Annotated in this window: 13 protein-coding genes; 10 read left to right on the top strand and 3 right to left on the bottom strand. The window is 72.4% G+C overall.

Annotated features, from left to right (window positions below; genetic code table 11):
* Positions 1–216 precede the first annotated feature (216 nt).
* The 3 genes from ACQVFL_RS05665 to ACQVFL_RS05675 are packed head-to-tail and all read right to left on the bottom strand — an operon-like array spanning position 217 to position 4,816.
* Positions 217–798 carry an isochorismatase family protein gene (locus tag ACQVFL_RS05665; protein WP_431728847.1) on the bottom strand — a complete coding sequence of 194 codons (582 nt, stop codon included), beginning with the start codon at positions 796–798 and terminating at the stop codon, positions 217–219.
* 33 nt (positions 799–831) lie between these two features.
* Positions 832–2,118, bottom strand: coding sequence for a nicotinate phosphoribosyltransferase (locus tag ACQVFL_RS05670; RefSeq protein ID WP_396697841.1), 1,287 nt, complete (start codon positions 2,116–2,118; stop codon positions 832–834).
* 16 nt (positions 2,119–2,134) lie between these two features.
* Complete coding sequence (locus ACQVFL_RS05675; protein WP_431728848.1) at positions 2,135–4,816, bottom strand: LuxR C-terminal-related transcriptional regulator; 2,682 nt, start codon at positions 4,814–4,816, stop codon at positions 2,135–2,137.
* Between the two features lie 200 nt (positions 4,817–5,016).
* Here ACQVFL_RS05675 and ACQVFL_RS05680 point away from each other — a divergent pair, with 200 nt between their 5' ends.
* From ACQVFL_RS05680 to rdgB, 10 genes are all read left to right on the top strand, one after another.
* Positions 5,017–6,513, top strand: a complete 1,497-nt coding sequence (locus tag ACQVFL_RS05680; RefSeq protein WP_396697837.1) for a hypothetical protein — start codon at positions 5,017–5,019, stop codon at positions 6,511–6,513.
* Positions 6,514–6,670: 157 nt separating this feature from the next.
* On the top strand, positions 6,671–6,961 hold the full coding sequence (gene clpS, locus ACQVFL_RS05685; protein ID WP_396697835.1) for an ATP-dependent Clp protease adapter ClpS: 291 nt from the start codon (positions 6,671–6,673) through the stop codon (positions 6,959–6,961).
* A gap of 2 nt (positions 6,962–6,963) precedes the next feature.
* Complete coding sequence (locus tag ACQVFL_RS05690; RefSeq protein WP_396698037.1) at positions 6,964–7,464, top strand: DUF2017 domain-containing protein; 501 nt, start codon at positions 6,964–6,966, stop codon at positions 7,462–7,464.
* A 54-nt stretch (positions 7,465–7,518) separates the two neighbouring features.
* Entirely contained in the window at positions 7,519–8,007 is a 489-nt protein-coding gene (locus ACQVFL_RS05695) for a M67 family metallopeptidase (RefSeq protein WP_309223777.1), read from the top strand.
* Positions 8,008–8,069: 62 nt separating this feature from the next.
* A complete protein-coding gene (locus ACQVFL_RS05700; protein ID WP_396697833.1) occupies positions 8,070–8,474 on the top strand; it encodes a MoaD/ThiS family protein in 405 nt (134 codons plus the stop codon).
* Between the two features lie 10 nt (positions 8,475–8,484).
* Complete coding sequence (locus ACQVFL_RS05705; protein ID WP_396697831.1) at positions 8,485–9,450, top strand: PLP-dependent cysteine synthase family protein; 966 nt, start codon at positions 8,485–8,487, stop codon at positions 9,448–9,450.
* A gap of 260 nt (positions 9,451–9,710) precedes the next feature.
* Positions 9,711–10,457 carry an MBL fold metallo-hydrolase gene (locus tag ACQVFL_RS05710; protein ID WP_396697829.1) on the top strand — a complete coding sequence of 249 codons (747 nt, stop codon included), beginning with the start codon at positions 9,711–9,713 and terminating at the stop codon, positions 10,455–10,457.
* A 54-nt stretch (positions 10,458–10,511) separates the two neighbouring features.
* Positions 10,512–10,973 carry a hypothetical protein gene (locus ACQVFL_RS05715; protein ID WP_431728849.1) on the top strand — a complete coding sequence of 154 codons (462 nt, stop codon included), beginning with the start codon at positions 10,512–10,514 and terminating at the stop codon, positions 10,971–10,973.
* A 55-nt stretch (positions 10,974–11,028) separates the two neighbouring features.
* On the top strand, positions 11,029–11,754 hold the full coding sequence (gene rph / locus ACQVFL_RS05720) for a ribonuclease PH (protein WP_396697825.1): 726 nt from the start codon (positions 11,029–11,031) through the stop codon (positions 11,752–11,754).
* 66 nt (positions 11,755–11,820) lie between these two features.
* The gene (gene rdgB / locus ACQVFL_RS05725; RefSeq protein ID WP_396697823.1) at positions 11,821–12,438 is read left to right on the top strand and encodes an RdgB/HAM1 family non-canonical purine NTP pyrophosphatase; all 618 of its coding nucleotides are present in this window, start codon (positions 11,821–11,823) and stop codon (positions 12,436–12,438) included.
* Positions 12,439–12,446: the final 8 nt, after the last annotated feature.

Here is a 12,446-nt window from a genome sequence, read left to right on the forward strand (position 1 = left end):
CCACCCCACACCCGGGGTCGGTGCCCGTCGCCCTTCCCGCCCGCCCTCTGGCCGCCGCCCCTGGCCGTCCCTCAGGCCACGCCGGCCACGTCGATCATGGAGATGTGGTCGCCGGTAGGCCCCGGATGCACCTTGTGCCCCTGCCACAACTCCATGATCAACCGGAGCCGGGGCAGGGGCTAGGGGCGGGGCGGTGGGGGGAGAGGGGGTAGGGGGTCAGGCGTCGGGGATCACAGGGGCGCCGTGCACGGTGATGCCGGCTCCGTCGAAGGCGCGCAGCGCGACGTCGGTGGTGTCCGGTGCGACGGCGGCGGTCAGGTCCAGCAGCACGGTGGTGGCGAAGCCCTCGCGGGCGGCGTCCAGGGCGGTCGCGCGGACGCAGTGGTCGGTGGCGATACCGACCACGTCGACCCGGTCGACCCCGCGTCGGCGCAGCCAGTCGGCCAGTCCCGCGCCGTCGGGGGCCTGCCCCTCGAAACCGGAGTACGCGGCGGCGTACTCGCCCTTGTGGAAGACGGCCTCGATCCGGTCGGTGGCCAACTCGGGGTGGAACTCGGACCCTGGCGTGCCGACGACGCAGTGCCGGGGCCAGGTGCTGACGTAGTCCGGTGCGTCGGCGAAGTGGTTGCCGGGGTCGACGTGGTAGTCCTTCGTCGCCACCACGTGGTCCCAGCGGTCCGGCTCGGTGGCCAGCAGCCGGGAGATCCCGGCGGCGACACCGGCTCCGCCCGCGACGGCCAGCGAACCGCCCTCGCAGAAGTCCTTCTGCACGTCGACGATGATCAGCGCGTTGCGCATCGACGCGCTCCTTTCACTCGGCGGGTACGAGGGTCATCCGGCCGGTACGACCGTGACCGGGACGGCAGGGTCGCCCGCGGAGAGCTTGAGACCCTCCCACGGGATGGAGATCAGGCACTGGCGCAGGTGTTCGCGTGACTCGTCGAGCGTCGGCAGCGTCACCGGCTCGCCGTCGGCCACGTACGACCGTTGCAGCAGCCGGTCGTTGGGGCGGCGGTCCGGCACGCCCTGCGGGACGACGATCTCCTCGGTGGCGGTGCCGGTGGGCTTGTGCCGGCGGACCGCGACCTTGCGCCCGCCGATGGTGGCCTTGTGCTCGGAGCGCTTGACGACCGGCCGCCCCTCGACCTCGACCAGCTTGTAGACCAGCCCGGCGGTGGGTGCGCCGGAGCCGGTGACCACGGCGGTGCCGGCGCCGTACATGTCCACCGGTTCGGCGGCCAGCGAGGCGATCGCGTACTCGTCGAGGTCGCCGGAGACGATGATCTTCGTCTCGGTGGCGCCGAGCGAGTCGAGCAGTTCCCGGGACTGCTGCGCGATCACGGCCAGGTCGCCGGAGTCGATCCGGACCGCCCGCAGCTCCGGCCCGGCCACCTCGATCGCGTTACGGATGCCCTGGCTGATGTCGTAGGTGTCGACCAGCAGCGTGGTCTCCTTGCCCAGCGTGGCGACCTGCGAGGCGAAGGCGGCCCGCTCGTCGTCGTGCAGCAGGGTGAACGCGTGCGCGGCGGTGCCCGCGGTGGGGATGCCGTACCGCTGACCCGCGGCGAGGTTGGAGGTGAACCGGAACCCGGCCAGGTACGCGGCGCGAGCCGCGGCGACGGCGGCCTCCTCGTGCGCCCGCCGGGAGCCCATCTCGATCAGGGCCCGGCCCCGGGCGGCGGTCACCATCCGGGCCGCGGCGGCGGCCACCGCGCAGTCGTGGTTGAGCACCGACAGCACCAGCGTCTCCAGCACCACGCACTCGGCGAAGCCGCCGGAGACGGTGAGGATCGGCGAGCCGGGGAAGAACAGGTCGCCCTCGGGGTATCCGTCGATGTCGCCGGTGAACCGGTAGTCGGCGAGCCAGGCGGCGCCCTGCTCGTCGACCACGCCGGTGCGGCGCAGGAAGTCCAGGTCGGCCGGGTCGAAGCGGAACTCGCGGATCATCTCCACCAGCCGGGCGGTGCCGGCGACCACGCCGTACCGTCGGCCGATCGGCAGCCGCCGACTGAACGCCTCGAAGACGCAGCGGCGGTCCGCCGTACCGTCGCGCAGGGCGGCGCTGACCATGGTCAGCTCGTAGTGGTCCGTCAGCAGAGCGGGACTGAGGCTGTGCACCACCCCAGCCTAGGGTTCAGGCGGTCGTCGTGCCGTCGTGCCCCGGGATGGTCCGCAGCGCCGAGCGGAGTTCGGCCCGCCCGGTCACCCCGAGCTTGGTGTATATCCGCTGGAGGTGGTTCTCCACCGTCCGCGCGGAGAGAAAGAGCTGCTCAGCGATGGCGCGGCTGGTCTCGCCGTGTGCCGCCAGCCGGGCCACCTGCCACTCCCGGTCGCTGAGCGTCGGGGTGGCCGCGCGCAGTGCCGGGGTGTGCACCATGTCACAGCAGCCGAGCATCACCGCGAGCCGTTCGCCGGCGCTGGCGAGCTGCGGCGAACGACGTCGGCGCAGCAGGTGCACCGCCTCGGCGGCGGCCTCCGCGGCCGGCAGCGCCAGCCCCAGGTCCAGGAAGCCGTCGGCGGCGGCGAGCAGTTGGTCGGGTGAGCTATCCGCCGCGGCGCGGGCGTGTCGGGCCAGCAGCGGAGGCAGGTCGCCGTCGACCTGCTCGGACAGCTCCGTCAGCCGCTGGGCGACCGTGCGGCGGCTGCCGTCGGAGCAGATCGGGCCGGTCGGCGCGGCGGCCTCGCCGAGGCGGACCAGGTCGTGCAACACCAGGGTCTCGTGTCCGGCGAAGCCGTCCACCCGCAGCCGGTCGACCAGCCCGTGCAGGTGGGCCGTCGCGCCGGCCAGGTCACCACCGGCCGCGAGCGTCGCCGCCCGGGCCTGCTCCAGCCACGGGTACAGCACCGCCATGCTCGGTGCGTGGATGCGGTCCGCCTCGGCCATCGCCTCGGCCGCCTGTCGGGCGTCGCCGCGCAACGCGGCGGCCTGCGCGCGTTCGGCCTGGGCGAGGCCGGCATAGACCCGGCTGGTCGCCAGCACCGCGCAGGCGCCGAGCGCGGCCTGCAACGCCGCGTCGCTGCGCCCGCGCAGCCGGGCCGCGTACGCGCGCAGGATCGACAGGTAGCCGCTGCCCAGCCGGAAGTCGCCCGCGTCGGCCAGGTCGGCGAACTCGTCGGCGACCAGCGCGTCGATGCCGGACAGGTCGCCGGAGAGCGCCAGCCGGGTGCCCCGGGCCAGCTCGACGGCGAGTTGCAGGTACGGCATGTCCGACCGCCAACTGGCCACCTTCGCCTGCACCAGGTCGACCGCGGTGGCGCTGCGGCACAGTTGCCCCTGTACCGCCTGGAGGTGGGCGATGGCGCACCGGGCCAGTTCCCGCGCGGCGATGCTGGCCGCCGGGCGGTCCAGCACGTTCTGGGCGAGCCGCAGCGCGGTCGGTGCGTCCAGCCGGTGCAGCCGCATGATCGACTCGAAGGCGCGTACCCGGGCCTGGGCAGCGTGGTCCTTGAGGTCGCCGCCGCGCTTGGCGATCTCCTCCACCGTCGAATGCTGACTGAGTCCCCAGTAGCTGACCATGCCGCGGACCGTGAGCCACCGACTGAGCCGTTCCTCGTCACCGGTGTCGGTGGCGACGGCGTCGAGCACGCCGAGCGCCTCGGCCGGGCGGTCGGCGAACATCAGGATGGTGGCCAGCAACTCGGCCGCGTCGAAGCCGCCGTCGGCGTCGAGCGCGGCCCGCGCCAGCCGGGTCGCCAGCGGTACGTCGTAGCGTGCGAACGCCTGACCGGCCGCGTCGACGAGCATCGCCGGGTCCTGCGCGGTGCCGGAGTCCAGTCGCCACACGGCGACCCGCAGCAGGTCCTCACGGCGTCGCTTGCCGACCCCCTCCAACAGTTCGGCGAGGTGCGCCTGCAACCGGCGGGTCCGGCTGACCGGGCACTGCCGGCGTACCACCTCGCCGTAGAGCGGGTGGGCCAGGCGTACGTCGACCCGCCGGTCGGAGGGGGCCACCGTGATCAGGCCCCGCTCCTCGGCGGTCTCCACATCGGCCTGTTCCGCCGCCCGGTAGAGCAGTCGCAGGCCCAGCGGTTCGCCGAACGCGACCAGCTCGACGACCGTGCGCACGCCGGGCGTGAGCTGGGTGATCCGGATGTCGATCAGCTCGGTCAGGTTGGGGGCCAGCTCCAGCCGGCCGGTCCAGGTCCAGACGCCGTACTTCGTGGTGGACTCGCCGCTGTTGGTGACGGCGTGCACCAGTTCGCGCAGCAGCAGGGGGTTGCCGGAGCTGAGTCGGCCGAGCCGCTCCGACGAGGCGTGGTCGACCTGGCAGCCCAGGATCTCCCGGAGCAGTCGGGCGGTCTCGGCCGGTGGCAGCGGGCTCACCTCGGCGTGGTCCACCAGCCCGTCCGTCCACAGTGCCCGGATCGGCAGCGGGATCTGCTCGCCGTCGCGCAGGGTGCCCACCACGGAGGCGTTCTCGGACCGGGCGACCAGGTGCACGAGCGCGGCCGACGGCGGGTCGAGCAGGTGGGCGTCGTCGACGGCGAGCACGATCCGCCGGCCAGCGGCCTGCTGCTGCAACACGTCCACGGCCCAGCGCAGGATGCCGGCCGGGGAGAGCCCCTGTGGTTGTTCGACGGGTAGGACCTGCACCAGGCCGCCGAACTGCACCGCCTGGGTGGTGGCGCTGGCCGCGATCCACCAGACCGCGTACTCCTCGACGGGAAGCGCGTCGACACCTTCCCGGAGCAGACGGCTCTTGCCGATACCCGGGGTTCCAGCGAAGAATATGCCTCGCCGGCCCTGGGCGCCGGTCACCGCCGCGTGCAGACGGTCGAGTTCCGCCGTGCGGCCCACGAACTTCCACCGACTCATTCGCGCAGCATATCGATGGAACTGTGCCCCGGCCGGTAGCCCGAGCGGATGAAGTTGAGTAGTCGCGGAGTTACCCAAGAGTACTTTCGTTTGTCCCATTCCCGACGTCCGCGCCCGTACTCTTCCGAAATCCGGGTGCGTCCCCGGATGCTCACCGCGACCGGCTCCGCCGGCCGCCCAGCCTCGGAGGCCGCCGCCTGATGAAGCCGGGCCCTCTCCACGACCTCGGTACCCCCGACGATGCCACCGGACCGCCGGGTCGTCGCCCGTTCCCCGATCGGCTCGGCGTGACCGTCGATCCGCGTGAACCCCTCGGAGTGGTCGCCGTGGGACCGGCCGGTGCCGGCCGGGCTGACGTGCTGGCCGCCCTGCTGGACCTCGATGCCGCGATGTTCACCGTGCCGGCCGGGAGCTGGTTGGTGGTGCGGCACGCGACCGAGGCGAGCCGGTCCGCCTACGTGCCCGGCTACCGGGCGCCGTTCTCGTACCGGACGGACCTGCCGGAGGTCGGGCCGGCGCTGGCCCGGCCGCCCCGCCGGGTCGAGCTGAGCCTGACCGATCCGCTGCTCAAGCGGTACCGCCTCGTGAACACGCCGGACATCGCGTCGCTCGGGCGGGCCGGTGCCGGGGTGGTGCTCGACGCCGCCGGTCGGGCCGGCGCGCTGCTGTTCGTGATCGCGGCGGACCAGTCGTTCAGCGCCGCCGAGCTGCACCTGCTCGCCGAGGTGGTGGACAGCCCGGTACAGGTCTTCTTCGCGGTCACGCCGGGCGCGAGCGGTTGGGCGTCGGCGGAACCGGCCGAGGCGCCCGCCGGTGCGGCGGTCGATCCGATCACGGTCATCGTCGAGGCGCAGCGGGCCACGCTGCTCGCCGCCGTACCCGGCCTGGCGACGGCCCGTTGGTTCCCGATCGTCGAGGGCGACGCGCTGGATCTGCGGCGGGCACTCGTCGGGTGGGCCTCCGACGAGGAACTGGAACGTTCCAGCCTCGACCCGCCGGACGTGCCCGGCCTGCACGGCCGGGTGCCGGTGCTGCCGGAGGCGGGCGAGTGGTCCGAACGACTCGACCGGCAGGTGCGGTCCGAAGGCCGGCGCATTCGTCAGCATCTGGCGCTGGAACTGGCCAAGCTGCACCTGCGGGTGGTCCAGGAGATCGTCTTCGGCACCGGCTGCGCCGGTCTGCCGCGGTTGCTCGACCGGGAGCTGGAGGCGTTGTCCCTGCTGGCCACCGTGCAGTGCGACCACGCGGTGCGGGAACTGGTCGAGGACGTCGCAGGCCGGCTCTTCGGCGCGCCGCTGCCGGAAGGTGTGCGTCGCCGGATCACCAAGGCGGTCCGCTGGGGGATGTCCGACCACGTCACCGGCCCGGAGTTGGAGCGGGTGCTGTTGGTCACCAGCACCGCCGGGGTGGCGTCGTTGACCGGCTCCGCCGCGATCGACGGGCTGGCGGCGTACCCCACCGTGCCGCGGACCGAGATCCTGCCGCCGGTCGCGGTGTCCCTGGCCGGTGGCTGCTGGCAACACTGGCGTACGCCCGCCAACGCCGACCAGAGCGCCGCGCGGGCCTGGTCGCAGCGGGCGCTGCGGGAGATCGAGCTGGAGTTGTCCCGGGAGATCGCCCGGCGGTTCGAGGCGGTCGGCCTCTCGCTCGGCATGGTGCTGTCCGATGCAGCCGAACACGGCATCCTGCTCGCCTGACCGGCACGCGGCGCACCCCGGCGGCCCCGCCACCGGGGTGCCCGGGTGCGCGCTCAGGACGACCGGCCGTGGTCATCGTGCGGCGGTCGGTGGCGATCCCGACCGGTCCGGCGTTCCGGTTCCTCGGTTCCGCCGATCCGGTGGCACGATGGGAGGCATGGCGGCTCCGCAGGTTGCACCGGCGCAGACCCCGGACACCGATGAGGTGCCGGCCTCCGATCGGCCGTGGGTGACGATCGTGTGGGACGACCCGGTCAACCTCATGACGTACGTGACCTGGGTCTTCCAGAAGCTCTTCGGGTACAGCCGGGAGAAGGCCGAGCAGTTGATGCTGGACGTGCACCACAAGGGCAAGGCGGTGGTCTCCAGCGGCGCCCGCGAGCGCATGGAGCACCACGCCTCACAACTGCACGCGTACGGGCTGTGGGCGACGGTGGAGCGCTCGTGAGCATGTTCCGCCGCCGGGGCGACCGGTACGTCGCCACGTTCGCCGTCGACGAGGTGCGCGTCCTGCGCAAGGTCGCCTCCGAGGTGGTCGGGCTGTTGACCGACGGGTTCGACCACTCCGACCCGGTGGTGTGCCGACTCTTCCCCGAGGTCTATCCCGACGACGGGGCGGGGACGGCGGAGTTCCGCCGCTACACCGAGGGTGACCTGAAGACGGCCAAGATCGACCAGGCCGGCGCGATCCTGGCCGCGCTGCCCGACGACGGTGACGGCGGCGAGGAGGTACGCCTGGACGCCGAGGCGGCCGAGGCGTGGCTGCGGGCACTGAACGACGCCCGGTTGGCGATGGGCGTACGGCTGGAGATCAAGGACGGCACCGATCTGGGGGCAGAACTGGACGATGCGGTCGCCGAGGATCCGTCCTCCAGCCGGGTGTTCCAGCTTTCGGTCTACGCGTATCTCGGCTATCTCCAGGAGTCCCTGCTCAACGCCTTGATCGAGTGACTGTGACCGGCGCGACCTCGCGGTCTTGGGGCGCTGGGCGCTAGTCTTGGCGTCGTGCTGAGCATCGACCGGTCGATCGTCGACGCGATCGTCGCCCACGCCCGTCGGGACCACCCCGACGAGGCCTGCGGCGTGGTCGCTGGCCCGGTCGGCAGCGACACCCCGACCCGGCACATCCCCATGGAGAACGCCGCCCGCTCGATGACGTTCTACGAGTTCGACTCGATGGAGCACCTGCGGGTGTGGCGCGAGATGGACGACCGCGACGAGGAACCGATCGTGATCTACCACTCGCACACCGCCACCGAGGCGTATCCCTCGCGGACGGACATCTCCTTCGCCGGTGAGCCCGGCGCCCACTATCTGCTCGTCTCCACCCGTGAACCCGACACGGAGGAGATCCGCTCCTTCCGGATCGTGGACGGGGTGGTCACCGAGGAGCCGGTGCGGATCCTCGACGCCGGGGTGGATCCGCACGCCGTGCAGTCGTACATGTTCGGGCAGAGCCCGGCGACGGTCGACTACGAGTGTTCGGGCCGCTGATTCCCGTCAGCACCCGCGCACCTTTCCCGTCACCGAGACACCCGATCGAGGAGTACGACAACATGGCCATCGAGGTTCGCATCCCCACCATCCTGCGCAGCTACACCGGCGGCGTGAAGGTCGTCGAGGGCAGCGGTGACACGCTGGACGACCTGCTCACCGACCTGGACTCCCGGCACGCCGGGCTGCGGGGCCGGCTGGTCACCGAGGCCGGTGCGCTGCACCGCTTCGTCAACGTCTACGTCAACGACGAGGACGTCCGTTTCCTGGGCGCGCTGGACGCCAAGCTGAACGACGGCGACAGCGTCACCATCCTGCCCGCCGTGGCCGGTGGCGCGTTCGGCTTCGCCGCTGCCGCGGCGATCAGCCAGCACAGTGCCGCCGCTGCGGCGATCAGCCAGCACAGCGTCGTCGCCGGGGGCACTGTGCCCCGCGCCGGGCGTCGCGCGCCCGTCGCCACGAGCTGAGGCGGCCGCGATGACGCGGTACGACAGCCTGCTGGACGCCTGTGGCGGCACGCCCCTGGTGGGGTTGCCCCGACTGTCGCCGACGGTGCCCGACGGGGCACCGCCGGTGCGGCTGTGGGCCAAGCTTGAGGACCGCAACCCGACCGGCAGCGTCAAGGACCGGGCCGCGCTGTTCATGGTGCGGGCGGCAGAGGAGGCCGGCCGACTCCGGCCCGGCGACACGATTCTTGAGCCGACCAGCGGGAACACCGGCATCTCGCTGGCCATGGTGGCGAAGCTGCGCGGCTACCGGCTGGTCTGCGTGATGCCGGAGAACGTCTCCACCGAGCGGATCCAACTGCTCCGGATGTACGGTGCGGAAATCATCTTCTCGCCGGCGGCGGGCGGCTCCAACCAGGCGGTGGCGACCGCGAAGCAGATCGCCGCCGAGCATCCGGACTGGGTCATGCTGTTCCAGTACGGCAACGAGGCGAACGCCCGGGCGCACTACGAGACGACCGGTCCCGAGCTGCTGCACGACCTGCCCACGATCACCCATTTCGTGGCCGGGCTGGGTACCACCGGCACGTTGATGGGGACCGGGCGCTACCTGCGCGAGAAGGTCGAGGGCATCCAGATCGTCGCGGCCGAGCCGCGCTACGGCGAGCTGGTCTACGGCCTGCGCAACATCGACGAGGGGTACGTCCCGGAGCTCTACGACGCGACCGTGCTCAACCGGCGGTTCTCCGTCGGCACCCGCGACGCGGTGCTGCGTACCCGGCAGTTGGTGGAGGTGGAGGGACTCTTCGTCGGCTTCTCCACCGGGGCGGTGCTGCACGCCGCTCTGGCGATGGCACACGAGGCGGTGCGCGACGGCCGCCGTGCCGACGTGGCGTTCGTGGTCAGCGACGGCGGCTGGAAGTACCTCAGCACCGGGGCGTACGGCGGCACGCTCGCCGACGCGGAGGACGCCCTGGACGGGCAGCTCTGGGCCTGAGCCCAGCGACATCGACGAGGGTCATCGGCGTGGTGCCGGTGGCCCTCGTCGCGTCGGACGCTCCGGATCGGCCGGTCCGGTAACCCGGCCTCGATCGGATGGGCGGAACGGGTGTCACGTTGGTGACAACTTCCAGCGGATCATTCTTGCCTCCAGGTGGGCGGGCGTAGGCTGCGCAGCGTGGCGTACGCGTCGGTATTGATCATCTCCGGAGCGGCGACCGGCTCGATCGCTACCTATCGTGACAGCGAGACAACTCGATGCGACTGACCGTCCTGGGCTGTGCGGGCAGCTTCCCCGGACCCGAGTCCCCCTGCTCGGCCTATCTGGTCGAGGCCGAGGACTTCCGGCTCCTGGTGGACTTCGGCCCGGGCTCGTTGTCCACCCTCCAGCGTTACGCCGGGCTGCACGCCCCGGACGCCATCCTCCTGACGCACCTGCACTGTGACCACATCCTCGACGCCGCGTCGTACGTGGTGGTGCGGCGCTACGCCCCGGACGGCCCGTACCCGCCGCTCCCGGTGTACGCCCCGGCCGGTGCTCCGGACCGGCTCGCCACCGCGTACGGGCAGGAGGACAGCACGGTCGAGGACGTGTACCAGTTCTACGCGCTGGAACCCGGCACGTTCCCGATCGGCCCGTTCACCGTCACCGTCGACCGGGTGCTGCATCCGGTCGAGACGTACGGCGTGCGGCTGGAGCACGGCGGCCGGACGCTCTGCTACTCCTCGGACACCGCCCCCTGTGAGGCGTTGCTGCGGCTGGCCCAGAACGCCGACGCCTTCCTCTGCGAGGCCAGCTATCTGGACGGCGTGGACAATCCACCCGACCTGCACCTCACCGGCCGGGAGGCGGGCGAGGCGGCGGCCAAGGCCAACGTGGGGCGGCTGCTGCTGACCCACCTGGTGGCCGCCTGGGGTAGCGAGGCGCACACCGTGACGTCGGCGGCGTCGGCGTACAGCGGCCCGCTGGACGTGGTCCGGCCGGGCGCCAGCTACGACATCTGAGCCTGCCCCGGGAGCGGGCAGCGGGGGTGTCGGTCGGACTCTAGGATCGCGCGGGTGAGCGACCCCTCCGCCGGCCCACCCGACCCGCGCCCCGCCGACCGACCGGCATCCCCCGCGCCGGGCCGGCCACCCGCCGGGCCGTACCCGCCGACGTTCGCGCCACAGTCGCCGGGCGTCTGGCCACCGCCGCCCGGACCGTACGCCCATCCGCCGCGTCCGGGACCGTTCCCGCCGGCACCGGCACCACGCAGGCGGCCCCGCACCGGCCTGGTGGTGGGGCTCCTGCTCGGTGTCGGCGCGTTGCTGCTCATGCTCTGCTGCTGCGGCGTGCTCACCTACCACCGCTGGTACAAGCCACGCCAACTCCAGGAACAGCGGGAGGAGATGGTCGAGACGGCCGGCGTGCCCACCGGGTTCGACCGCGTCGACCTTCCGGTGGGCGAGCGGTCGGCGCCCGGCAGGCGGTCCGTGGACGGGTACGTGGCGGTGACCCTGGTCCTCGGTGGGCACGCCTGAGCCGCCCGACGGCACCCGGGGACACTCCGATCGGGGCACCGCATAGGGTGCAGGCATGGCGCGACCTGACGGGCGGGAGCCCGACCGACTCCGACCGGTGACGCTGACCCGTGGCTGGAGCAGCCACCCGGAGGGCTCCGTGCTGGTGGAGTTCGGCGCGACCCGGGTGCTCTGCACGGCGAGCGTCACCGAGGGCGTGCCCCGCTGGCGCCGGGGCTCCGGGCTGGGCTGGGTCACCGCCGAGTACGCGATGCTGCCCCGGGCCACCAACACCCGGTCCGACCGGGAGAGCGTCAAGGGGCGGGTCGGTGGGCGTACCCACGAGATCTCCCGGCTGATCGGCCGGAGCCTGCGTGCCGCCATCGACCTCAAGGCCCTCGGCGAGAACTCGATCGTGCTCGACTGCGACGTCCTGCAGGCCGACGGCGGCACCCGCACCGCCGCGATCACCGGCGCGTACGTGGCGCTGCACGACGCGGTGAGCTGGCTCGCCGACCGCAAGGCCCTGGCCGGCAAGCCGGAGAAGGTGATGCACCGGTCGGTGGCGGCGGTCAGCGTCGGTGTGGTGTCCGGCGAGCCGCGCCTGGACCTGTGCTATGACGAGGACGTGGCCGCCGAGGTGGACATGAACGTGGTCTGCACCGGCACCGGGGACTTCGTCGAGGTGCAGGGCACCGGTGAGGCCGGCGTCTTCGCCCGCGAGCAACTGGACGCGCTGCTCGACCTGGCCGTCGCCGGCTGTCTGGACCTGGCCGAAGCCCAGCGCAAGGCCCTCCTGTGAGGTTCGCGAGCGATCGACCGGTGAGTTTGCGAGCCCCGCAGTCGCGAGCAAAGGAAAGGTGACTCGATGAACAAGGTCCTGCTCGCCACCCGGAACCAGAAGAAGCTCGTCGAGTTGCAGCGGATCCTCGACGGGGCGCTCGGCGCGCACCGGGTCGCCCTGGTCGGCCTCGACGACGTCGAGGCGTACCCGGAGTTGCCGGAGACCGGGCTGACCTTCGGTGAAAACGCGCTGATCAAGGCGCGGGAGGGCTGCCGGCGTACCGGTCTGCCCACCGTCGCCGACGACTCCGGGCTGGCCGTGGACGCGCTCAACGGCATGCCGGGCGTGTTCAGCGCCCGCTGGGCCGGGCGGCACGGCGACGACCAGGCGAACCTCCAGCTCGTGCTGGACCAGATCGCCGACGTGCCGGACGAGCACCGGGGCGGGTCCTTCGTCTGCACGATCGCGTTGGTGCTGCCCGGCGGCAAGGAGCACCTGGTGGACGGCCGCCAGGTGGGCCGGGTGCTGCGTGCCCCGCGCGGTGAGGGTGGTTTCGGCTACGACCCGATCTTCCTGGGCGACGGTCAGGACCGCACCAACGCGGAGCTGACTCCACAGGAGAAGGACGCGGTCAGCCACCGGGGCAAGGCCCTGCGCGAACTGGCCACCCTGGTGGCGAAGGTGCTCCCCGCGACCACCTGACCCACCCC

Origin of the sequence: Verrucosispora sp. TAA-831, from assembly GCF_050780145.1 — a bacterium.
In the GTDB taxonomy this organism is placed as follows: domain Bacteria; phylum Actinomycetota; class Actinomycetes; order Mycobacteriales; family Micromonosporaceae; genus Micromonospora.